This window comes from Cellulosimicrobium sp. I38E (genome assembly GCF_001647255.1).
Taxonomy (GTDB): domain Bacteria; phylum Actinomycetota; class Actinomycetes; order Actinomycetales; family Cellulomonadaceae; genus Cellulosimicrobium; species Cellulosimicrobium cellulans_E.
This window is the reverse complement of the sequence record NZ_LUAZ01000028.1, coordinates 63,883-84,956: the sequence shown is the minus strand read 5'-3', so window position 1 is coordinate 84,956 and position 21,074 is coordinate 63,883. Positions and strand designations below refer to the sequence as shown.

Annotated in this window: 17 protein-coding genes; 5 read left to right on the top strand and 12 right to left on the bottom strand. The window is 73.6% G+C overall.

Annotation, left to right across the window (positions count from 1 at the left end; translation table 11 throughout):
• Positions 1–2 precede the first annotated feature (2 nt).
• Both A0J59_RS10275 and A0J59_RS10270 read left to right on the top strand, forming a co-directional pair.
• Positions 3–2,168 carry a 3-hydroxyacyl-CoA dehydrogenase NAD-binding domain-containing protein gene (locus A0J59_RS10275; RefSeq protein WP_064316035.1) on the top strand — a complete coding sequence of 722 codons (2,166 nt, stop codon included), beginning with the start codon at positions 3–5 and terminating at the stop codon, positions 2,166–2,168.
• A gap of 116 nt (positions 2,169–2,284) precedes the next feature.
• Entirely contained in the window at positions 2,285–2,857 is a 573-nt protein-coding gene (locus A0J59_RS10270) for a hypothetical protein (RefSeq protein ID WP_064316034.1), read from the top strand.
• A 1-nt stretch (position 2,858) separates the two neighbouring features.
• On the opposite strand, the gene A0J59_RS10265 is transcribed toward A0J59_RS10270, so the two are convergent.
• The 7 genes from A0J59_RS10265 to pflB form a co-directional block, all read right to left on the bottom strand.
• The gene (locus A0J59_RS10265) at positions 2,859–3,614 is read right to left on the bottom strand and encodes a PIG-L deacetylase family protein (protein WP_047233835.1); all 756 of its coding nucleotides are present in this window, start codon (positions 3,612–3,614) and stop codon (positions 2,859–2,861) included.
• A gap of 59 nt (positions 3,615–3,673) precedes the next feature.
• A complete protein-coding gene (locus A0J59_RS10260; RefSeq protein WP_064316033.1) occupies positions 3,674–5,917 on the bottom strand; it encodes a DEAD/DEAH box helicase in 2,244 nt (747 codons plus the stop codon).
• Entirely contained in the window at positions 5,914–6,300 is a 387-nt protein-coding gene (locus tag A0J59_RS10255) for a type II toxin-antitoxin system death-on-curing family toxin (RefSeq protein ID WP_061268196.1), read from the bottom strand. The genes A0J59_RS10260 and A0J59_RS10255 overlap by 4 nt, the downstream gene beginning before the upstream one ends.
• Before the next feature lie 2 nt (positions 6,301–6,302).
• On the bottom strand, positions 6,303–6,500 hold the full coding sequence (locus tag A0J59_RS10250; protein WP_108047630.1) for a CopG family transcriptional regulator: 198 nt from the start codon (positions 6,498–6,500) through the stop codon (positions 6,303–6,305).
• A gap of 60 nt (positions 6,501–6,560) precedes the next feature.
• Positions 6,561–7,184 carry a GrpB family protein gene (locus tag A0J59_RS10245; RefSeq protein WP_082918909.1) on the bottom strand — a complete coding sequence of 208 codons (624 nt, stop codon included), beginning with the start codon at positions 7,182–7,184 and terminating at the stop codon, positions 6,561–6,563.
• Between the two features lie 132 nt (positions 7,185–7,316).
• Positions 7,317–8,318 carry a pyruvate formate-lyase-activating protein gene (gene pflA, locus A0J59_RS10240; protein ID WP_082379922.1) on the bottom strand — a complete coding sequence of 334 codons (1,002 nt, stop codon included), beginning with the start codon at positions 8,316–8,318 and terminating at the stop codon, positions 7,317–7,319.
• A 20-nt stretch (positions 8,319–8,338) separates the two neighbouring features.
• A complete protein-coding gene (pflB, locus tag A0J59_RS10235; RefSeq protein ID WP_082918908.1) occupies positions 8,339–10,651 on the bottom strand; it encodes a formate C-acetyltransferase in 2,313 nt (770 codons plus the stop codon).
• Between the two features lie 389 nt (positions 10,652–11,040).
• Between pflB and A0J59_RS10230 the strand changes: the two genes are divergently transcribed.
• On the top strand, positions 11,041–12,138 hold the full coding sequence (locus A0J59_RS10230; protein ID WP_047234805.1) for a glutamate--cysteine ligase: 1,098 nt from the start codon (positions 11,041–11,043) through the stop codon (positions 12,136–12,138).
• Between the two features lie 51 nt (positions 12,139–12,189).
• Here the strand turns inward: A0J59_RS10230 and A0J59_RS10225 are convergent, their stop codons facing one another.
• Together A0J59_RS10225 and dxs are read right to left on the bottom strand one after the other, a co-directional pair.
• Positions 12,190–12,849, bottom strand: coding sequence for an HAD family hydrolase (locus A0J59_RS10225; protein ID WP_064316031.1), 660 nt, complete (start codon positions 12,847–12,849; stop codon positions 12,190–12,192).
• 100 nt (positions 12,850–12,949) lie between these two features.
• Complete coding sequence (dxs, locus tag A0J59_RS10220; protein ID WP_047234808.1) at positions 12,950–14,863, bottom strand: 1-deoxy-D-xylulose-5-phosphate synthase; 1,914 nt, start codon at positions 14,861–14,863, stop codon at positions 12,950–12,952.
• A 202-nt stretch (positions 14,864–15,065) separates the two neighbouring features.
• On the opposite strand from dxs, the gene A0J59_RS10215 reads away from it, so the two are divergent.
• Complete coding sequence (locus A0J59_RS10215) at positions 15,066–16,517, top strand: GuaB1 family IMP dehydrogenase-related protein (RefSeq protein WP_064316030.1); 1,452 nt, start codon at positions 15,066–15,068, stop codon at positions 16,515–16,517.
• Positions 16,514–17,221, top strand: coding sequence for a CoA pyrophosphatase (locus tag A0J59_RS10210; protein WP_047234794.1), 708 nt, complete (start codon positions 16,514–16,516; stop codon positions 17,219–17,221). The genes A0J59_RS10215 and A0J59_RS10210 overlap by 4 nt, the downstream gene beginning before the upstream one ends.
• Positions 17,222–17,239: 18 nt before the next feature.
• Here A0J59_RS10210 and A0J59_RS10205 read toward each other — a convergent pair whose 3' ends face one another.
• The 3 genes from A0J59_RS10205 to A0J59_RS10195 form a co-directional block, all read right to left on the bottom strand.
• On the bottom strand, positions 17,240–17,701 hold the full coding sequence (locus A0J59_RS10205) for a DUF1801 domain-containing protein (RefSeq protein WP_053370927.1): 462 nt from the start codon (positions 17,699–17,701) through the stop codon (positions 17,240–17,242).
• Between the two features lie 85 nt (positions 17,702–17,786).
• Positions 17,787–20,606 (bottom strand): aconitate hydratase, encoded by a 2,820-nt coding sequence (locus A0J59_RS10200; RefSeq protein WP_047234796.1) that lies wholly within the window; start codon positions 20,604–20,606, stop codon positions 17,787–17,789.
• 227 nt (positions 20,607–20,833) lie between these two features.
• The gene (locus A0J59_RS10195; RefSeq protein ID WP_255365135.1) at positions 20,834–21,064 is read right to left on the bottom strand and encodes a hypothetical protein; all 231 of its coding nucleotides are present in this window, start codon (positions 21,062–21,064) and stop codon (positions 20,834–20,836) included.
• Between the last annotated feature and the right edge of the window lie 10 nt (positions 21,065–21,074).

The window sequence follows — 21,074 nt, the reverse complement described above, 5'->3', positions numbered from 1 at the left end:
CGATGAGCGCACCCACCGACACCCAGACCCCCGCGGCCTCGCAGGACGCGACGCAGGACGCCCCCCGCGGCGAGCGCGTCACGCACTCGCTCGTGCGCGACGTCGCGCTCCCCGGCGGCACGGGCACGCTCGCCCTGCTCACGCTCGACAACGGGCTCGACCACACCAAGCCGACGACGCTCGGCCCCGAGGGCCTCGCGGAGCTGCACGCCGCCCTCGAGACGCTCCAGCGCCGGGCCGCGGACGGCGAGATCGTCGCCGTCGCGATCACCGGCAAGCCGTACTTCCTCGCCGCGGGCGCGGACCTCACGCAGGCCGCGGCCGTCCAGGTGCGCGACGACGCGCTCGCCCTCGGGCGGGCCGGTCACGCCGCGTACTCGCTGCTCCAGGACATGGGCGTGCCGACGTTCGCGTTCGTCAACGGCGTCGCGCTCGGCGGCGGCCTGGAGGTCGCGCTGAACTGCACGTACCGGACCGTCGCGTCCGACGCCGGTGCGCTCGCGCTGCCCGAGGTCGGCCTGGGCCTGGTCCCCGGCTGGGGCGGCGCCTACCTCGTGCCGCGCCTGCTGGGGGTCGAGAAGGCGATGGACGTCATCCTCGCCCGCCCGGCCGCGAACAAGCCGTTCAAGGCCAAGGAGGCGTACGAGATCGGGCTCGTCGACGCGCTCTTCGAGGCGCCCGACTTCCTCGAGTCCTCGCTGCGCTGGGCCGAGGCCGTGCTGCGCGGCGAGATCGTCGTCGAGCGGCGCGAGCTCGACCCGCAGCCCGTGTGGGACGCCGTCGTCGCGGGCACGCGCCAGCGCCTCGACGCGGTCGTCGCCGGCTCGCGCCCCGCGCCGTACCGCGCGCTCGACCTCGTCGCGGCCGCGCGCACCGCGTCGCGCGAGGAGGCGTTCGCCGCCGAGGACGAGGCCCTCGCGGACCTCATCATGAGCGACGAGATGCGCGCGAGCGTCTACGCGTTCCAGCTCGTCTCGAAGGGCAAGCGGCCCCAGGGCGCGCCCGACGCGAAGCTCGCCCGCCCCGTCACCCGCGTGGGGATCGTCGGCGCCGGGCTCATGGCCGCGCAGATCGCGCTGCTGTTCGCCCAGCGCCTCCAGGTGCCGGTCGTCATGCGCGACCTCGACCAGGAGCGCGTCGACAAGGGCCTCGGCTACGTGCGCGCGACGGTCGAGAAGCTCGTCGGCTCGGGCCGCATGTCCGCGGACACCGGCGCGCGCATCGTCGGCTCGGTGCACGGCACGACCGAGCTCGGCGACTTCGCGGGCTGCGACGTCGTCATCGAGGCGGTCACGGAGATCCTGGGGCTCAAGAAGAAGGTCTTCGCCGAGCTCGAGGGCGTCCTCTCGCCCGAGGCCGTGCTGCTGACCAACACGTCCGCGCTCTCGATCACGGAGATGGCGGCCGACCTCCAGCACCCCGAGCGCGTCGTCGGGATGCACTTCTTCAACCCGGTCGCCCAGATGCCGCTCGTCGAGATCATCCAGGCGGCGAAGACCGACGACGCCGCCCTCGCCACGGCGTTCGCCATGACGAAGAAGCTCCGCAAGACGGCCGTCCTCGTCGCCGACCGCCCCGGGTTCGTCGTCAACCGCCTCCTCATCCTGCTCATGGGCAAGATCGTCGAGGCGGTCGAGAACGGCACGTCGGTCGAGGTCGCGGACCGGGCGGTCGCGCCGCTCGGCCTGCCGATGCCGCCGTTCGCGCTGTTCGACCTCGTGGGCCCGGCCGTCGGCCTGCACGTCCTCACGTCGCTGCGCGAGGACCTGGGCGAGCGGTTCCCCGAGTCCCCCGGTCTCCAGCGCATCGTCGACGAGCAGATCCCCGTCGTCCTCGACGCGCCGAAGGGCCTGCCCAAGCCCGTCGACCCGGCGATCCAGGCCGTGTTCGGCACGGGTAAGGCGGGCGGCCCAGGAGCGCTGGACGAGGCCGGCGTCCTCGACTCGGTGCTCACCGCGCTCACGCAGGAGATCGGGCGCATGCTCGACGAGGGCGTGGTGGCGAGCCCGTCGCAGATCGACCTGTGCATGATCCTCGGCGCAGGGTGGGGCTTCCACCTCGGCGGCATCACGCCGTACCTCGACCGCACGGGCTACAGCGAGAAGGTCCTGGGCCGCCGACTCCTGCCCGACGGCGTCGCGAACGTCCCGGCGGCGTCGCGCGTCTGACCGACCGCGGTCGGATCTCGGGCCGCGAGCGCCCTCCCGTGGTCGTACGACGACCACGCGGAGGTTCCGCTCGCGGCCCGATCCGTCGCGCTCGCGCGCTCCGTAGCGTCGTGGGCATGACGAACCGCACCCCCGCCCAGCCCGCCACCGGCCTCCCCCTGACCACGACCCCGCGCGGCACGACCGAGCGCCGGATGCTCGGCGCCCTCACGCTCGCTGCCGGTGCCGCGCTCCTCCTGTCCGCGTGCGGCAGCATCGGTGAGGCGGTCGCCGAGAACCGTGCGGGCCACACCAAGACCTACGAGTTCGCGACCGGGAAGGTGGGCAAGGCCGACGCCGTGCTCCCCGACTGGGTCCCCGACTCCGCCACCGACGTGCGCGAGGTGGTCCGTACGACGGGCGACGAGCGGATCCTCACGATGACGGCCGACCTCGGCGCGCTGCCCGCGAGCTGCACTCCCGTCTCGGCGCGGCGCCCCCTGGAGCCTCGGCCCGAGCGTGGCGAGCTGACCGCCGCCGACTACCGCACGACGGCGACGCTCGAGGCGTCGTGGTGGGACGAGGGCACCGAGCAGTCCGCGACCGCGATGTGCGGGACGTGGTGGGTCGGCTCGCGCGACGGCGCGCTGTTCGGGTTCACCCCCGAGCTGAAGGCCGTCGAGATCGAGGACCAGCCCGGCCCCGCCTGAGTCAGTCCTCCCAGCCCATGCGCAGGACCTCGAACGCGACCGCGTGCGTGACACCCATGCGTTCGCCCGTGGGCGCGCTCATGGAGGCGAGGAACGCGGCCGGGTCGAAGTCCGCCCAGCCGAGGCCGTCGAGATAGGCGGCGTGCGCGCGCAGGGACGCGACGCCCGCGTCGAACGTCGCGCTGACGTCCACGCCGTGCCGAGCGTCGGGCGACGCGGCGACCCACACCTGGCGCACGCCACCCCAGGGCTCGACCCCGTCCGTCTCGACCTGCTCGCGGAACACCCACCGGTTCCCCGCGTCGCGCACGGCGTCGACGACGGCCCGCCCCGTCGCGACGTGGTCCGCCTGGTTGAGCATCCCGCCCGGGAACGTCTCGCGGTAGTTCCCGGTGATCACGACGTCGGGCCGGTGACGCCGGACCGCCCCCGCGATCGCCCGCCGCAGCGGCAGCCCGTACTCGAGCACGCCGTCCGGCAGCCCGAGGAACTCGACCTCCTCGACGCCGACGATCCGCCCGGACTCGATCTCCTCCGCCTCGCGCACGCGTCGCGCCTCGTCGGGGTCCATGCCGTCGATGCCGGCCTCGCCGCTCGTCACCATGCAGTACACGACCCGCTTGCCCTGCCCCGTCCACCGCGCGACCGCCGCGGCGGCGCCGAACTCCATGTCGTCGGGGTGGGCGACGACGGCGAGCGCCGTGGACCAGTCCTCGGGCAACGGGGTGAGCGGGGGCAGGGCGTCCGGAGCGGTCATGACGCCACGCTATGCCGCGCCACGCCAGCGGGCGCGCCGACCGGGTGCACGGCGCCGCGTCATCGCTCGACCGGTTCGTCCTCCACGACGGCGTCGACGACGGGCGCATCCTCGACGGACGTGACCGCCGGATCGACGAACAACCGGGCGCGCTCGGCGTCGACGACCGCGCGCGCGAGCGACGCCTCGGACACGTCGACCGCGCCCGCGACCTCCTCGGCGAGCGCGCTGCGGCGCGCGTACGCGTCGAACAGCCGCGCCTTGGTGCCGAGGAGGCGCACGAGGTGCTCGTCGACGCTGTCGGCAGTGAGCAGGCGGTGCACCTGGACGGTCTCGACCTGACCCATGCGGTGGGCGCGGGCGACCGCCTGCGCCTCGGTCGTGGGCTTGGTCTGGGGCTCGCACAGGATGACCACGGAGGCGGCCTGGAGATTGAGGCCCACTCCCCCGACGTCGATCTGGCTGACGAGCACGCGCGGGGCCTCGGAAGCGGTGAAGTCGTCGACGACGGTCTGGCGGGCGCGTGCGGGCACCGAGCCGGTGAGGGGTGGGAGCGCGAGGTCGCCGAGCGCGCGCACGACCGCATCCACGACGTCCCGGAAGTACGAGAACACCACGACCTTGCGTCGGTTCTCGGCCGCCTCGCGCGCGAGCTCCACGAGCCGGCGCAGCTTGGCCGAGTCCTCCGGGTGGTCGACCGCGAACGCCGCGCGCCGCATCGCCATGAATGACCCGGCCGCAACCGCCTCGCGGTACGCCGCGCCGTCGACCGCCCCGAGCCGCTCCCACTCGTCGACCTGCACGAGCTCGGGCAGCTCCTCGAGCACGTCCTCGGCGTTGCGGCGCAGGTAGGCGGGCGCGACGGCGTGCCGGAACGCGTCGGGGCCGGCGGCCCCGTGCGCGGCGTCGAGGCGTGCCGCGAGCTCGGGCTGGAGGTAGCCCAGCAGGGTGCGGAACTCCTCGACCCGGTTCTCCATGGGCGTGCCCGTGAGCAGCAGCACGTGCTCGGTCGCCCGCGCGAGGGCCGCGACGGCCACGGACCGCTTCGCGAGCGGGTTCTTCACGAAGTGCGCCTCGTCCACGACGAGCACCGCCGGCGCCGCCGCGGCGAACGCCTCGGTCCCCGCGCGCCGCAGGCCCGCGAACGTCACGACGGCGACGCCGCCCGTCGCGCGCCACGCCTCGGCGGCCTCGTCGCGGTCCTCGCCGTGGACGGCGTGCACCGAGAGGTCCGCGTGCGCGCGCAGCTCACGCACCCAGTTCTCCAGGACGCTCGCCGGGCACACGACGAGCGCGTGCGTCGCGCCGCGCGCGAGGAGGTGCGCGACGACGGCGATCGCCTGCACGGTCTTGCCGAGGCCCATCTCGTCGCCGAGGACGACGCGCCGCTGCGCGAGCGCGAAGCGTGCCCCGAACGCCTGGTAGCCGCGCAGCGAGACCCGCAGCAGCGACTCGTCGAGCGCCTGCGTCTGGACGCGGTCGACCAGCTCGGCGGGCAGGTGGCCCGCCGCGGCGGCGACGTCGCGCCCGGTGGGGGCGACGCCGTCGAGCAGCGCGTAGTACGCCGCGGACCGGCGCCGGAAGTCCGTCCACACGTCGTACGGGCGCGCGGGCTCGGTGAGCAGCGCGGTGACGCGCCGGGCGTCCTCGTCCAGCCCCGTCGCCCGGGCCTGCTCCACGAGCCCGGCGAGCGTCGAGACCGCCGCGAACGCCCGGCGGCGCCGCTCGCCCCACGCGACCAGCCGGCGCGGCCTGCTCGCGGCGACGAGCGCGTCGGCGCGCACGCGCTCGTGCTCCGCGAGCGCGGCCCGCACCTGATCGCCGTACCGCGCGACGGCGGCGTCGGCCTGGTCGAGCGTGTGCAGCGCCTGGACGAGCGCGGTCGCGACCGGGTCCGTCGGCGTGAGGTCGATCCGGAAGCGCAGGCTCTCGCGCACGGCGCGCGCCACCTGCTCGGCGGCGGCGAGCAGGTGCGTCGCCGTCTGCGGGCCGATCTCGGGGAGCTTCTCCAGCCCGTCGCGCCCGAGCCGCGCGACCTCGCCGACCGTCCGCACGCCCGCGTCTGCGAGCGCCCCGAGCCGCAGGCGCTCGCGCGTGACGTCGCGCAGCGACGCGACGTCGACGGCGTCGAGGCGCGCCAGGACCTTCTCCTCGCGGCTGTCGCCGAACGCGGCGCGCACCTGCTCACGAGCCGTCCGGGGCGCGGCGGAGAGGGTCGCGAGCAGCGCGGCGAGGGCATCCGCGTCCGCGACGACCGCCCGAGCGGTGGCGACGTCGGGCAGCGCGCCGCTCGCGGCGGTCACGACTCGCGGCGCACGACGTGCTCCGCGAGCCTCCGCGCCACGGTCTCGACGTCGTCGATCTCGCCGGCTGCGACACCGACGACGAGGGCGTACGCGGTGTCCTGCGGCATGACGAGCCGCACCCCGTTGAGCGCGTAGAAGAGTCTGACTGCGACCCAGCCCAGTCGCTTGTTCCCGTCGATCAGCGCGTGGTTCTTCGTGACGGAGAGAAGCAGCGCCGCTGCCTTCTCGTCGAGGGCGGGGTAGGCCTCGACGCCGTACATCGACGCGGCCGGACGCGCCAGTGCGGACGACAGGAGCCCGAAGTCGCGGACGGCGGGCGGGTGCCCGAGGAACGCCGTGGCGGCGGCGACGAGGTCGTCCTCGTCGAGGTACACGACCACGGCTACTGCGCGAGCCGGTCGAGCAGCTCCTGGTCCTCCGCCACGATGTCGGCGAGCAGCCGGTCACGCATCTCGCGCCGCTTCGCGTCGTACTCCACGACGGCGCGTGCGACGGCTGTGTTCGCGGAGACGCCCTCGCGGCGGGCGATACGCTCCAGCGCCGCCTGCGCGTCGTCGTCGAGCCGCAAGGTCATAGCCACGTGAGCTCCTCTCGTTTGGTACCACCACGGTATCAGAGCTCGGGCGGCACCGTGCAGGGATCAGGCAGGAGCGTTCGCGCGCTCGGCGAGCCAGCGCTCCATCCGGGACTGCGCCGCGTCGAGGAACGCCGTCTTGTCGCGCGTGTAGTCGTCGTAGTCGTCGGCGTCCGCGTGGCGCGCGGCGAGGTCGCGCTTCGTCGCCTCGTACGCCGCGGCCTCGGCGGGGACGGCGCGCAGCCAGTCGCGGAACGCGACGACGTACGCCGCGAACGGGGAGTCGAGACGCCGGACGTGGAGGATCACGGGCGGCTCGTCGTCGTCACCGGGGCGGGTGAGCAGGCGCTTGGCGTAGAGCTCGGGGGCGGGGTCGGCGCCCGGGCGCGGGACGTCCCGGTACACGCCGGGCGAGTCGGGGCGCGCCCCGCGCTCGATCGAGAACCCGAGCGGCCCGAGCGCGGCGTCGACCTCCGCCTCGGAGGGCAGCGGCGCGACGCGCACCTGGAGGTCGATGATCGGCTTCGCCGCGAGCCCGGGGACGGCCGTCGACCCGATGTGCTCGACGACGACCGGACCCGTGCCGTCGGGGTTCGCGAGGTCGGCGAACGCGCCGGCGACGCGCTCCGTCCACCGCCTCCCGGCGTCGGTCCATCGGGGGTCGTGGGCGTCGACGGTCGCTGCAGGCACCCGCGCACCCTACGACCCGACCCCGCCCCGGGGAGCGCGCACCCGCCGAGACGGGAGAAGTGGCCCCTGGAGCACGGCGGTCCGGGGTAACTTCTCCCGTCTCGGCGAGCGGGCGCTCGTCGGCGGGTCGGGTCAGTACGTCGTCAGGCCGTGGGCGCGGAACTGGTCGCGCACGCGCTCGGTGAGCTCGGCGGACGGCGCGGGCGTGTCGTCGAGCTCGTAGGTGCGCCCGAGCGCGTCCCACTTGTCGCGGCCCATCTGGTGGAAGGGCAGCACCTCGACGCGCGTCACCGTGCCGGGGCGGATCGCGTTGAGCGAGGCCGCGTACTCCGCGACCTTCTCCACGTTGTCCACGTCGTCGGTGAGGCCCGGGACGAGGACGAAGCGCACCCACACCTCGGGCGCGTGGCCGGTGAGGCCGCGCTCGGCGATCCGCCTCCCGAACCGCAGCGTCGGCTCGAGGTCGCGACTCGTGACCTTCCTGTAGGTGTCGGGGTCGCCGGACTTGACGTCGAGCAGCACGAGGTCCGTGTCGTCGAGCATCGCGTCGGTCGCGTTCGCGCCGAGGAAGCCCGACGTGTCGAGCGCGGTGTGCACGTCCATCGCCTTGGCGCCGCGCAGCACGCGGGCGGCGAACGCGGGCTGCATGAGCACTTCGCCGCCGGAGAGCGTGAGCCCCCCGTGCGTGGCCCGGAACACGGGCAGGTAGCGCTTGACGCGCCCCAGGAGCTCGTCCGCCGTGACGGGCCGACCGTCCTTCATCGCGAACGTGTCGGGGTTGTGGCAGTACAGGCACCGCAGGGGGCACCCGTTGAGGAACACCGTGAGCCGGGTCCCCGGCCCGTCCACGGCGGTGACGAGCTCCCAGGAGTGGACCGAGCCGAGCTCGCCCGCGCGCATCGCCGCGAGCTTGTCGGCCCGGTCCACGTCCGCGACCGTCAGCCCGTCCAGGCCCGCGCCCGCACGGCGGGCGTGGCCCACCGGGGTGCCCGACGCCGCGGGCTCGCCCGTCGTCGTCGGCGCACCCGGGACGTCGAGGCGCGTGGCGTCGTCGGGCAGGGTGCCCCCGGCGACGCCGCACCCGCGCGCCGCGCCGGGTCGGCGGGCGGTGGGGCCGGGGAGGGTGACGGTCATGGTCGGCTCCTCAGCGCTCGTCAGAGCGCGCCGTGGAAGGTGCGCGAGAGCACGTCCAGCTGCTGCTCGCGCGTGAGGCGGACGAAGTTCACCGCGTACCCGGACACGCGGATCGTCAGCTGCGGGTAGTTCTCCGGGTGGTCCATGGCGTCCAGGAGCGTCTCGCGGTTCAGCACGTTGACGTTCATGTGGTAACCCTCGGACCCGATGTAGGCGTCCAGGAGGCCGGCGAGATTGGTGACCTGCTCCTCCTTGGTGCGCCCGAGGCCGCTCGGCACGACCGTGTTGGTCAGCGAGATGCCGTCCTGCGCCTCGTCGTACGGCAGCTTGGCCACCGACAGCGCCGAGGCGAGCATGCCGTGCGTGTCGCGCCCGTTCATCGGGTTGGCGCCCGGGGCGAACGGCTCGCCGGCGCGGCGGCCGTCGGGCGTGTTGCCCGTCGCCTTGCCGTACACGACGTTCGAGGTGATCGTCAGGACCGACTGCGTCGGCACCGCGTCGCGGTAGGTCGGGTGCGTGCGGACCTTCGCCATGAACCGCTCGACGAGGTCGACAGCGATCGCGTCGGCCCGGTCGTCGTCGTTGCCGTACGTGGGGTACTCACCCTCGGTCACGTAGTCGACGACGAGGCCGCGCTCGTCGCGGACGACGGAGACCTTCGCGTGCTTGATCGCCGACAGCGAGTCCGCCGCGACGGACAGGCCCGCGATGCCGCACGCCATGGTCCGCAGCACGTCCTTGTCGTGCAGCGCCATCTCGATGCGCTCGTACGCGTACTTGTCGTGCGACCAGTGGATGCAGTTGAGCGCCTCGACGTACGTCTCGGCCAGCCAGTCCATCGTCGCGTCGAACTTCGCCATGACGTCGTCGAAGTCGAGCACGTCGCCCTCGACGGGCGCCGCCACGGGCGAGACCTGCTTGCCGGAGATCTCGTCGCGCCCGCCGTTGATCGCGTAGAGCAGCGTCTTGGCGAGGTTCACGCGAGCGCCGAAGAACTGCATCTGCTTGCCGACCCGCATCGGGGACACGCAGCACGCGATCGCCGCGTCGTCGCCCCAGTGCTGGCGGATGAGCTCGTCCGACTCGTACTGCACGGCCGAGGTGTCGATCGAGACCTGCGCGCAGTAGTCCTTGAAGCCCTGCGGCAGCTCCGGGCTCCAGAAGACCGTCATGTTCGGCTCGGGGGCCGGGCCGAGGTTGTAGAGCGTCTGGAGGAAGCGGAACGAGTTCTTCGTGACGAGCGGGCGCCCGTCCTCGCCCATGCCGCCGATGGTCTCGGTGACCCACGTCGGGTCGCCGGAGAACAGGGCGTCGTACTCGGGGGTGCGCAGGAACCGCACGATGCGGAGCTTGATGACGAAGTCGTCGATGATCTCCTGCGCCTCGGACTCCGTGATGCGGCCGGCCTCGAGGTCGCGGTCGAGGAACACGTCGAGGAACGTCGACGTGCGGCCGAGCGACATCGCGGCGCCGTTCTGCTCCTTCACCGCGGCGAGGTAGGCGAAGTAGAGCCACTGCACGGCCTCGCGGGCGGTGGTCGCCGGGCCGGAGATGTCGTAGCCGTACTCGGCGGCCATCTCCTTGAGCTCGCCGAGCGCGCGGATCTGCTCGGCGTGCTCCTCGCGCTCGCGCACGACCTGCTCGCTGAACGGCTGCGTGTCGAGGCCGAGCTTGTCGAGCTTCTTCGCGGCGATCAGCGCGTCGACCCCGTAGAGCGCGACGCGGCGGTAGTCGCCGATGATGCGGCCGCGGCCGTAGGCGTCGGGCAGGCCGGTGATGATGTGCGAGCTGCGGGCCGCGCGGACGTTCGGCGGGTAGACGTCGAACACGCCCTGGTTGTGCGTCTTGCGGTACTCGGTGAAGACCTTCTTCAGGGTCTCGTCGACCTCGTAGCCGTAGGTCTGGAGCGCGCCCTCGACCATGCGCCAGCCGCCGTTCGGCATGATCGCGCGCTTGAGCGGGGCGTCGGTCTGGAGGCCGACGATGACCTCGTGCGCCTTGTCGATGTAGCCGGGCGCGTGCGCCGTGATCCCCGCGGGCGTGTGGGGGTCGACGTCGTAGATCCCCATCTCGCGCTCCTCGGGGAACATCGCGGACAGCGTGTCCCAGATCCCCGTCGTGCGCTCCGTGGGCCCGGCGAGGAACGACGCGTCGCCCGTGTACGGGCGGTAGTTGCGCTGGATGAAGTCACGCACGTCGACCGTGTCGCGCCACGGGCCGTCGGTGAAGCCCTCCCACGCGGGGACGTGCGCGGTGTCGTGCTGCGGGTCGACGCTGCCCTCCACCGCACGGCCGCCGCTCGTCGTGCCGGGTGCCTCGGAAACGCTGGTCATCTGGACCTCCCTCGTGCCTGACGCGCGGGTCCGCGCGCCGGCCGGACCCGCCGGTCTCGCGGGGCCTCGGGTGGAGGCCCTCGGTCGAGGTTCCGACGGGCTCCTTCGCCACCTCCAGGCTAGGTTCAGGACGCTGCTCACGGAGGGGTTTCGGGCCGGCCGGGGACCTAGGTCCCGAGCCGGGCGGGACCCGCGGGAACCCGCGAGAATCCGCGGGATCCTGCGGCTCCCGAGGATCCGCGCCGGCCCGTCGAGGTCGCCTTGTGATGACCTTCACAAGCCCTCTCGACCTCCGGTCGATGCCCGCTCGGAACGGTCGTGACGCACGACACGGACGCACGTCACACGCTCGCCCGACGAGCCGGCGGCTTCCGTGTGAGACTGCCCGGGTGAAGCGCACCGTAGGGGTCGAGGAAGAGTTCCTGCTCGTCGGCGACGACGGGCACCCGGTCGCCCGGGCCGCGGAGGCCCTGGAGGCGTCGGGGACCGACGACAAGGGCGGCGGGACCGGCTCGCTCGAGTCGGAGTTCATGGAGGAGCAGCTCGAGACGGCGACTCATCCGCGTCGCGAGCTCGACGACCTCGCGACGGAGATCCGCGACGGCCGTCGGCGTGCCCAGGAGGCCGCGGACCGCGTCGGCGCCCGGGTCGCCGCGCTCTCGACCTCTCCCCTGCCGTTCGAGGGCACGACGGTCTCGCGCCTGCGCTACCTCGAGGCGCGCGCCGCGTTCGGCCTCACGGCGCGCGAGCAGCTCACGAGCGGGTGCCACGTGCACGTCGCCGTCGCGGACGACACCGAGGGCGTCGCGGTCCTCGACCGCATCGGGCCGTGGCTCTCCACGCTCCTCGCGCTGAGCACGAACTCCCCGTTCTGGCAGGGCCAGGACAGCGGGTACGCGAGCTTCCGGTCCCAGGTCTGGTCCCGCTGGCCCACCTCGGGCCCGACCCGGGCGTTCGGGACGCCTGAGGCGTACCGAGAGGCGGTCGACGGGCTCGTCGCGACCGGCACGATCCTCGACGAGAACATGGTCTACTTCGACGCGCGGCTGTCCTCGCGCTACCCGACGGTCGAGATCCGCGTCGCCGACGTGTGCCTCGACCCCGACACGGCGACGCTCCTCGCGGCACTCAGCCGCGGCCTCGTCGAGACGGCGGCACGCGAGGCCGCGGACGGCGTCGCGCCCCCGGAGCTCCGCCCCGAGATCCTGCGGACCGCGTCGTGGCGCGCCGGGCGTTCGGGCCTCGAGGAGGACCTGGTCTCCCCGCTCACGTGGCGCCCCGCTCCCGCGCACGACGTCGTCGGGCTGCTCGTCGCGCACGTCCGCGACGCGCTCGTCGACGCGGGCGACCTCGACGCGGTGACGGAGCTCCTCGGCCGGCTCTGGTCCGGCGGCAACGGCGCGGCGCGCCAGCGTGCGTGGCACGCGGCGTCCGGCGGGGACCTGCGCGCCGTCGTCGAGGAGGCCGTGAAGGTCACGCACTCCTGATCGACCGCGAGGCGGCCGGATGCGCTGCGCGGCGCCCCGGCCCGGCGCGCGTCAGACGGTGACCGCGGCGCAGGCCGCGAGCGCCTCGAGGGTCGTCGTCGCCACGACGTCGGGAGCGGTGCCGCCCGTCCAGGCCTGGCCGTGCGAGACCCATGCCGTGCGCATGCCGGCCGCCCGACCCGCCGCGACGTCGAGGTGGGCGGCGTCGCCGACCATCCACACCCCGGCGCGGTCGGCGTCCCGCGCTCCGACGCGGTCGAGCCCGATCTCGAGCAGCCGCGGGTCGGGCTTGGCGACGCCCTCCTCGTCGGAGACGACGATCGCGTCGACGTGCGGCTCGATCGCGCAGCGGGCGATCTTGCCGCGCTGCTGCGCGGACGTGCCGTTCGTGACGACGACGACCCGGTCGCCGCGGTCGCGCAGCGCGTCGAGGGCGTCGAGCACGCCGGCGTAGGCGCGCACGTGCTCGAGGATGCCGTGGCGGAAGCGGGTCACCACGGCGTCCAGGTCCGCCTCGCCGCCCAGCCCGAGCCGCTCGACGACGACGCGGGCCACGTCGCGCTTGGGCGCGTGGCCGCCCTGGTCGGCCGCGACGACCGCCGCGAGGTCGGAGGCGTCGCGCCCGGCGCGCGCGACGGCGTCGGCCGCCCAGGCGGCGAACGCGTCGTCGCGCCCGACGAGCGTGTTGTCGAGGTCGAGGAGCCAGATCACGCCCCGGACCCTAGCGCGCCCGGCCCGGCCGTCGCCGCGGTGTCCGCGCCGGGAGCGCTGCGCTCCGGCGGCCGTCCCGCGCGCCGGGCGCGGACCGTGCTCAGCCGCGCGCGAGGGCCGCGAGGGCGTCCAGCACGTCGCGCGCGACGTCGGCCGCGGTGAGCCGGTACGCCGAGGCGATCTGGTCGCGGGTCGCGTGGTCGAGGAACCGCGCGGGCAGACCGAGCGCGTGCACGGGCGTGCGCACGCCGGCCTCGAGCGAGCGCTGCGCGAGGAGCGCGCCCACGCCGCCGTCCGCGACGCCGTCCTCGACGCTCACGACGAGGTCGTGCTCGCCCGCGAGCTTGACGAGCGCGCTCGGCATGGGCAGGACCCACGTCGGCGACGCGACGGTGACGTCGACCCCGTGCGCCGTGAGCGACTCCGCCGCCTCCAGGGCGACGCGCGCCATCGAGCCCGGGCCGACGAGCAGGACGCGGGCACGCGGGGCCGCCTCCGAGGTCGCCTCTCCCGTCGCGCCCGCGGGGACCGCGAGCAGGTCGACGCCGTCCACGGTGTCGACGGTGGGCAGCGGGTCCCCGAGCGCCCCCTTGGGGTAGCGCACGACCGTCGGCGCGTCGTCGACGTCCACGGCCTCGCGCAAGGCCGTCCGCAGCGTCTCCTCGTCGCGCGGCGCGGCGAGCCGCAGGCCGGGCACGATGCGCAGCATCGCCATGTCCCACATGCCGTTGTGGCTCGCGCCGTCGTCGCCCGTGATGCCCGCGCGGTCGAGCACGAACGTCACGCCGGCCTTGTGCAGCGCCACATCCATGAGGACCTGGTCGAACGCGCGGTTGAGGAACGTCGCGTACACGGCGACGACGGGGTGCAGCCCCGCGAACGCCATGCCCGCCGCGGACGTGGCCGCGTGCTGCTCGGCGATGCCGACGTCGAACGTGCGCTCCGGGAACGCCTGCGCGAACGGCTTGAGACCCACGGGCTCGAGCATCGCCGCGGTGATCGCGACGACGTCGGACCTCCGGCGGCCGATCTGGACGATCTCGTCCGCGAAGACGCTCGTCCAGCCGAAGCGCGAGGGCGCGACGGGCAGTCCCGTCTCCGGGTGGATCTTCCCGACGGCGTGGAAGCGGTCGGCGACGTCCTGCTCGGCGGGCGTGTACCCACGCCCCTTCTCGGTGAGCGCGTGCACGATCACGGGCGCGCCGTACGCCTTCGCGCGGCGCAGCGCGTGCTCCATGGCCTCCACGTCGTGGCCGTCCACGGGGCCGACGTACTTGATGCCGAGGTCCTCGAACATGCCCTGCGGGGCGACGACGTCCTTGAGGCCCTTCTTCAGGCCGTGCAGCCACTCGTACGCGAACCGGCCGGGCGCGCCGGACCGGTTGAGCGTGCGCTTGCCCCACTGCAGGAAGCTCTCGTAGCCGTGCGTCGTGCGCAGCGTCGACAGGTGGTGCGCGAGCCCGCCGATCGTGGGCGAGTACGAGCGCCCGTTGTCGTTGACGACGACCACGAGCCGCCGGTCCTGGCTCTCCGCGATGTTGTTGAGCGCCTCCCAGGCCATGCCGCCGGTGAGGGCGCCGTCGCCGATGACCGCGACGACGTGCCGGTCGGTGAGGCCGCGCACGACGTTCGCCTTCGCGATGCCGTCGCCCCACGAGAGCGCGGTGGACGCGTGCGAGTTCTCGACGACGTCGTGCTCGGACTCGGCGCGCGACGGGTACCCGGAGAGCCCGCCCTGCTTGCGCAGCGCGGAGAAGTCCTGGCGCCCCGTGAGGAGCTTGTGCACGTAGGACTGGTGGCCCGTGTCGAACACGAAGGTGTCCGTGGGCGACGAGAACACGCGGTGCATCGCGATCGTCAGCTCCACGACCCCCAGGTTCGGGCCGAGGTGGCCGCCCGTGCGGGAGACGGAGTCGACGAGGAACGCCCGGATCTCCGCGGCGAGCTCGCGCGCCTGCCCCGGGGTCAGCCGTTGCACGTCCTCGGGCGAGGTGATCGTGCCAAGCAGGCTCATGCAGATGCTCCGTTCCGTTCCCGTGCGACCAGCCCGACAACTCTAGGCCGTCCGGGCCGATGACCTGCGCCGCGGTGCGCAGGGCGACGGGACCTTCACGCCATTGACCCACACTCCGGCGCCCGACGCACGGACCGCACGGCTGCGGAATCTCACTTCCGCAGTGCGGACAACGATGAGTCAGACCTCGTAGGATGGGGGCATGCGCTTCCTGCCCGGCCAGTCCCCTGCGACCGACCTCACGTACGGCGACGTGTTCCTCGTCCCGTCGCGCTCCGAGGTCGCGTCGCGCTTCGACGTCGACCTCTCCTCCGCCGACGGGACGGGCACCACGATCCCTGTCGTCGTCGCGAACATGACCGCCGTCGCGGGCCGCCGCATGGCCGAGACGGTGTCGCGCCGCGGCGGTGTCGCGATCATCCCGCAGGACGTGCCGACCGACGTCGTCGCCGACGTGGTCGCCGACGTGAAGTCCAAGGACCCCGTCATCGAGACGCCCGTGGTCGTCGGACCGCACGACACCGTCCACACGGCCCTCACGCTCATCGGCAAGCGCTCGCACGGCGCCGCGGTCGTCGTGGACGGCGGGCGCCCGGTCGGCGTGGTCACGGAGGCCGACTGCGCCGACGTCGACCGCTTCACCCAGGTCCACCAGGTGATGACCGACCACCCCCTCGTCCTCGACGCGTCCGTCCTCGACGGCGGCCGCGCCGGGCTCGAGGCGGCGTACGACCAGCTCCACACCGCGCGCCTCAAGGTCGCGCCCGTGACGCGCGACGGCGCGCTCGTCGGCGTGCTCACGCGCAAGGGCGCGCTGCGCTCGTCGGTCTACGCACCCGCGCTCGACGCGGCCGGCCGTCTGCGCGTCGGCGCCGCGGTCGGGATCAACGGCGACGTCGCCGCCAAGGCGAAGGAGCTCCTCGCCGCCGGCGTCGACGTGCTGGTCGTGGACACGGCGCACGGCCACCAGGCCAAGATGCTCCAGGCGCTCGACGCCGTCCGCTCCGTGGGCCCCGACGTCCCGGTGGTCGCGGGCAACGTCGTCACGGCGGACGGCGTGCGCGACCTCGTCGCCGCGGGTGCCGACATCGTCAAGGTGGGCGTCGGTCCGGGCGCGATGTGCACGACCCGCATGATGACCGCCGTCGGGCGCCCGCAGTTCTCCGCCGTCCTCGAGTGCGCCGCCGCGGCGCGCGAGCTCGGCAAGCACGTGTGGGCCGACGGCGGCGTGCGCCACCCGCGCGACGTCGCCCTCGCGCTCGCCGCGGGTGCGTCGCAGGTGATGATCGGCTCGTGGTTCGCCGGCACGTACGAGTCCCCCGGCGACCTGCACGACGACGGCACCGGCCGGCTCTACAAGGAGAGCTTCGGCATGGCGTCGGCGCGCGCCGTGGCGGCGCGCACCGCGGGCGGGTCGCCGTTCGACCGTGCGCGCAAGGCCCTCTACGAGGAGGGCATCAGCTCGGGGCGCATGTTCCTCGACCCGCAGCGCCCGGGCGTCGAGGACCTCCTCGACCAGATCACGTCGGGGCTGCGCAGCTCCGCGACCTACGCGGGCGCGTCCAGCCTCGCGGAGTTCGCCGACCGCGCGGTCGTGGGCATCCAGTCCGCCGCGGGCTACGAGGAGGGCCGCCCGCTCCCGGTGAGCTGGTGACCGCCGACCCGGCCGGCTCGCGCCCGGCCGCGCGCGAGCAGCTCGCCGCCCTCGCGCGCGACGGCGGTGCCTGGCCCGAGCCGTGGCGCCACGCCGTCGGCGCGCTGCGCGACGACGCCCGCGGCGCCGCCGTGCTCCTGCTGTTCGGCGCGCTCGACCGGGTTCCCGCCGAGCACGCCGCGGCCTCGGTGCCGCGCGACCTCGACGTGCTCCTCCTCGCACGTGCCACGACGCTCGGCCACCACCCCGGCCAGGTCGCCTTCCCCGGGGGACGGCTCGAGCCCGAGGACGACGGCCCGGTCGGCGCCGCGCTGCGCGAGGCCGAGGAGGAGACGGGGCTCGAGCCCGCCGGCGTCGACGTGCTCGGGACGCTCGGCGAGCTGCCCGTGCCGGTGAGCAACCACCTCGTGACCCCGGTCCTCGCGTGGTGGTCGCGCCCCACGCCCGTCCGCGCGGTCGACGCCGCCGAGTCCGCGCACGTGTTCCGCGTCCCCGTCGCCGACCTCCTCGACCCCGAGCGGCGTCGCACGGTGACGGTCCGGCGCGACCGCCGCGTGCACAAGAGCCCCGGGTTCCTCGTCGAGGCGGACGGCCGTGAGCACCTCGTCTGGGGGTTCACGGGCGGGATCCTCGACGCCCTGTTCGACCGGCTCGGCTGGACGGAGCCCTGGGACCGGACGCGCACGCTCGACGCCCCGCTCTGACCCGACGGCGCGGTCGCGTCAGGAGGGCTCCTGCGCCGACGGGCCGGAGAGCCGGCGGCCGAGCTCGGGGCCGTCCGTGAGGGTCGCGTACGAGCGGCGTACGACCTCCTCCAGGACGCCGAGGTCGACGGCGTCGAGGTCCTTCACGTAGACGCAGCCCTTGCCGACGGTGTGCGGGCCCAGGCGGCCCAGCAGCGCCGCGTGGGCGTCGACCCCGTCCATGAGGTACACGGTCGTCGCCGCCTTGCGCGGCGAGAAGCTCGCCGCCGCCATGTCGCCCTCGCGTCCGGTCGCGTAGCGGTAGTGGTACGTGCCGAACCCGACGATCGACGAGCCCCACATCCTCGGCGGCTCCCCCGTGACGTGGGACAGGAGCTCGACGAGACGGTGCGCGTCGCGGCGCCGGACGGGGTGCTCCACCGCCGCGAGGAACGCCTCGACGTCCGCGTCCGTCGGCTGGGTCGTGTTCTCGCTCGCCATGCCCCAGTCTCTCGCAGCGCCGAGGGTCCGCGCCCCGCCGGGGTGCGCGTGCGCCGTCGGGAGGCCCCGCGGCGCTAGCGGTGGCTCACGCCACCAGGGAGCGCAGCACGTACTGCAGGATGCCGCCGTTGCGGTAGTAGTCCGCCTCGCCGGGCGTGTCGATGCGCACGACGGCGTCGAACTCGACGCTCGTCCCGTCGGTCTTGGTCGCGGTGACCTTGACGGTCGACGGCGTGGTGCCCTCGTTGAGCGCCGTCACGCCGGCGATGTCGAACGTCTCGGTGCCGTCGAGGCCGAGCGACCCGGCGTTCTCGCCCGCCGGGAACTGCAGCGGCAGGACGCCCATGCCGATGAGGTTCGAGCGGTGGATGCGCTCGAAGCTCTCCGTGATGACGGCCTTGACGCCCAGGAGCGCCGTGCCCTTGGCCGCCCAGTCGCGCGACGAGCCGGAGCCGTACTCCTTGCCGCCGAGGATGACGAGCGGCGTCCCCTGCGCGGCGTAGTCCTGCGCGGCGTCGTAGATCGTGTCCTGCGCGCCCTTGACGAAGTTGAAGGTGAACCCGCCCTCGACGCCGTCGAGGAGCTGGTTGCGCAGGCGGATGTTCGCGAACGTGCCGCGGATCATGACCTCGTGGTTCCCGCGGCGCGACCCGTAGGAGTTGAAGTCACGACGCGAGACACCGTTCTCCGCGAGGTACTTGCCGGCGGGCGAGTCCACCTTGATGGCGCCAGCGGGGCTGATGTGGTCCGTGGTCACCGAGTCGCCGAGCTTCGCCAGGACGCGCGCACCGGAGATGTCCGTCACGGGCGACGGCTCCATGCCCATGCCCTCGAAGTACGGGGGCTTGCGCACGTAGGTCGACTCCGCGTCCCACGCGAACGTGTCGCCCTCGGGCGTCTCGAGCGCACGCCACCGGTCGTCGCCGGTGAAGACGTCCGCGTAGTCCTTGGTGAACATGTCGCGGTCGATCGACGCGTCGATCGTCGCCTGGACGTCCTCGGGCGACGGCCAGATGTCCTTGAGGAAGACGGGCTCGCCGTGCGGGTCCGTACCCAGGGGCTCCCCGTCGAAGTCGAAGTCCATCGTGCCGGCGAGCGCGTAGGCGATGACCAGGGGCGGCGACGCGAGGTAGTTCATCTTCACGTCGGGGTTGATGCGCCCCTCGAAGTTGCGGTTCCCGGACAGCACCGAGACGACCGACAGGTCGTGCTCGTTGACCGTCGCGGAGATCTCGTCCGCCAGGGGGCCCGAGTTGCCGATGCACGTCGCGCAGCCGTAGCCGACCAGGTGGAAGCCGAGCTTCTCGAGGTACGGCCAGAGGCCCGACTTCTCGTAGTAGTTCGTCACGACCTGCGACCCGGGGGCCATCGAGGTCTTGACCCACGGCTTGGACGCGAGGCCGCGGTCCACCGCGTTCTTCGCGAGCAGCGCCGCCGCGAGCATGACCGACGGGTTCGACGTGTTGGTGCACGAGGTGATCGACGCGATGACCACGTGGCCGTGGTCGAGCTCGGTCGACGTGCCGTCCTCGAGCGTCACGGGGACGACCTTGTGCGGGCGCTTCGCGCTGTCCGCGTGGCCCGGCGCGACCGGGTGGTCCGACGCGTTGTCGTGCGCCCCGGCGGCGATCGGGTCGGACGCGGGGAAGGTCTCCTCGACCGACTCGTCGAGGCCCGTGAACGGCGCGGCCTCGCCGGCGTCGACGTAGTCGAGGATCGCGGAGGCGAACGACTCCTTCGCCTCGCCGAGCTCGATGCGGTCCTGCGGGCGCTTCGGCCCGGCGATCGACGGGACGACCGTCGAGAGGTCGAGCTCGAGGTACTCCGAGAACACCGGCTCGACGTAGCTGTCGGACTCCGGGTCGAGCCACAGGCCCTGCTCCTTGGCGTACGCCTCGACGAGCGCGAGCTGCTCGTCGCTGCGGCCCGTGAGGCGCAGGTAGTCGATCGTCACGCCGTCGATCGGGAAGATCGCGGCCGTCGAGCCGAACTCGGGGCTCATGTTGCCGATCGTCGCGCGGTTCGCGAGCGGCACCTGGGCCACGCCCGCGCCGTAGAACTCGACGAACTTCCCGACGACGCCGTGCTGGCGCAGCATCTGCGTGATGGTGAGCACGACGTCCGTCGCGGTGACGCCCGCGGGGATCGAGCCGTTGAGCTTGAAGCCCACGACGCGCGGGATGAGCATCGAGACGGGCTGGCCGAGCATGGCCGCCTCGGCCTCGATGCCGCCGACGCCCCAGCCGAGCACGCCGAGGCCGTTGACCATCGTCGTGTGGGAGTCGGTGCCGACGCACGTGTCCGGGTAGGCGCGCAGCACCCCGCCGACCTCGCGCGTCATGATCGTGCGCGCCAGGTACTCGATGTTCACCTGGTGCACGATGCCGGTGCCCGGGGGGACGACCTTGAAGTCGTCGAACGCCGTCTGGCCCCAGCGCAGGAACTGGTAGCGCTCGTGGTTGCGCTGGTACTCGAACTCCACGTTGCGCTCGAACGCGTCCGAGCGGCCCGCGACGTCGATCTGCACCGAGTGGTCGATGACCATCTCGGCCGGCGCGAGCGGGTTGATGCGCGACGGGTCGCCGCCGAGCTCCGCGACGGCCTCGCGCATGGTGGCGAGGTCGACGACGCACGGCACGCCGGTGAAGTCCTGCATGATCACGCGCGCGGGCGTGAACTGGATCTCGGTGTCGGGCTGCGCGTCCGGGTCCCAGGACGCGAGCGCACGGACGTGGTCCGCGGTGATGTTGGCGCCGTCCTCCGTGCGCAGGAGGTTCTCGGCGAGGATCTTCAGGCTGTACGGGAGGCGCTCGACACCCTCGACGGCGGACAGGCGGAAGATCTCGTACGAGTTCTCACCGACCTCCAGCGTTCCCTTCGACCCGAACGTGTCGACGCTGCTCACTCGTAGCTCCTTCGTGGCGAGACGGTGGCACGGATGCCATGGTTCAGGGGGCTTCGCCCAGCCTACGCCGGGCCGGCGCGCCGCTCAGGCCTGGTCCGGAGGACCGCCCTGGCGGTGGTCGGCGGCTCGTCCACGACCCGCTGCGACCTGCACCGCGACCAGCATACCCCATATATCTTGACGTCAAGATATATGCCCGCGCGCCTGAGCCCCGCACCCCTCACAGTTTAGAGATCGCAGTCGCACAGCAGGTTGAGCTCGACGACCTGCTCCCCCTCGTCGGGCCTCGCCCAGGCCTCCGCCTCCGCGCGCGAGGCGAAGCTCCGCCCCGCCAGCCGGCCGTTGGGCAACAGCACGCCCACGCCGACGACGTCGCGCACGTCGTCCGAGGCGGGGAACGCCTGGTGCTCGCCCGGACCGGCCACCGTCGAGCCGCTCGCCGCACCCGTGCTCGTCATGCCCGTCACC

Bases quoted from the DNA above. Each gene is read 5' to 3' on its own strand.
- A0J59_RS10270 (WP_064316034.1), top strand. From the start codon at position 2,285: ATGACGAACCGCACCCCCGCCCAGCCCGCCACCGGCCTCCCCCTGACC.
- A0J59_RS10195 (WP_255365135.1), bottom strand. From the start codon at position 21,064: ATGACGAGCACGGGTGCGGCGAGCGGCTCGACGGTGGCCGGTCCGGGC.
- A0J59_RS10265 (WP_047233835.1), bottom strand. From the start codon at position 3,614: ATGACCGCTCCGGACGCCCTGCCCCCGCTCACCCCGTTGCCCGAGGAC.
- pflB (WP_082918908.1), bottom strand. From the start codon at position 10,651: ATGACCAGCGTTTCCGAGGCACCCGGCACGACGAGCGGCGGCCGTGCG.
- A0J59_RS10275 (WP_064316035.1), top strand. From the start codon at position 3: ATGAGCGCACCCACCGACACCCAGACCCCCGCGGCCTCGCAGGACGCG.
- A0J59_RS10205 (WP_053370927.1), bottom strand. From the start codon at position 17,701: ATGGCGAGCGAGAACACGACCCAGCCGACGGACGCGGACGTCGAGGCG.
- pflA (WP_082379922.1), bottom strand. From the start codon at position 8,318: ATGACCGTCACCCTCCCCGGCCCCACCGCCCGCCGACCCGGCGCGGCG.
- dxs (WP_047234808.1), bottom strand. From the start codon at position 14,863: ATGAGCCTGCTTGGCACGATCACCTCGCCCGAGGACGTGCAACGGCTG.
- A0J59_RS10215 (WP_064316030.1), top strand. From the start codon at position 15,066: ATGCGCTTCCTGCCCGGCCAGTCCCCTGCGACCGACCTCACGTACGGC.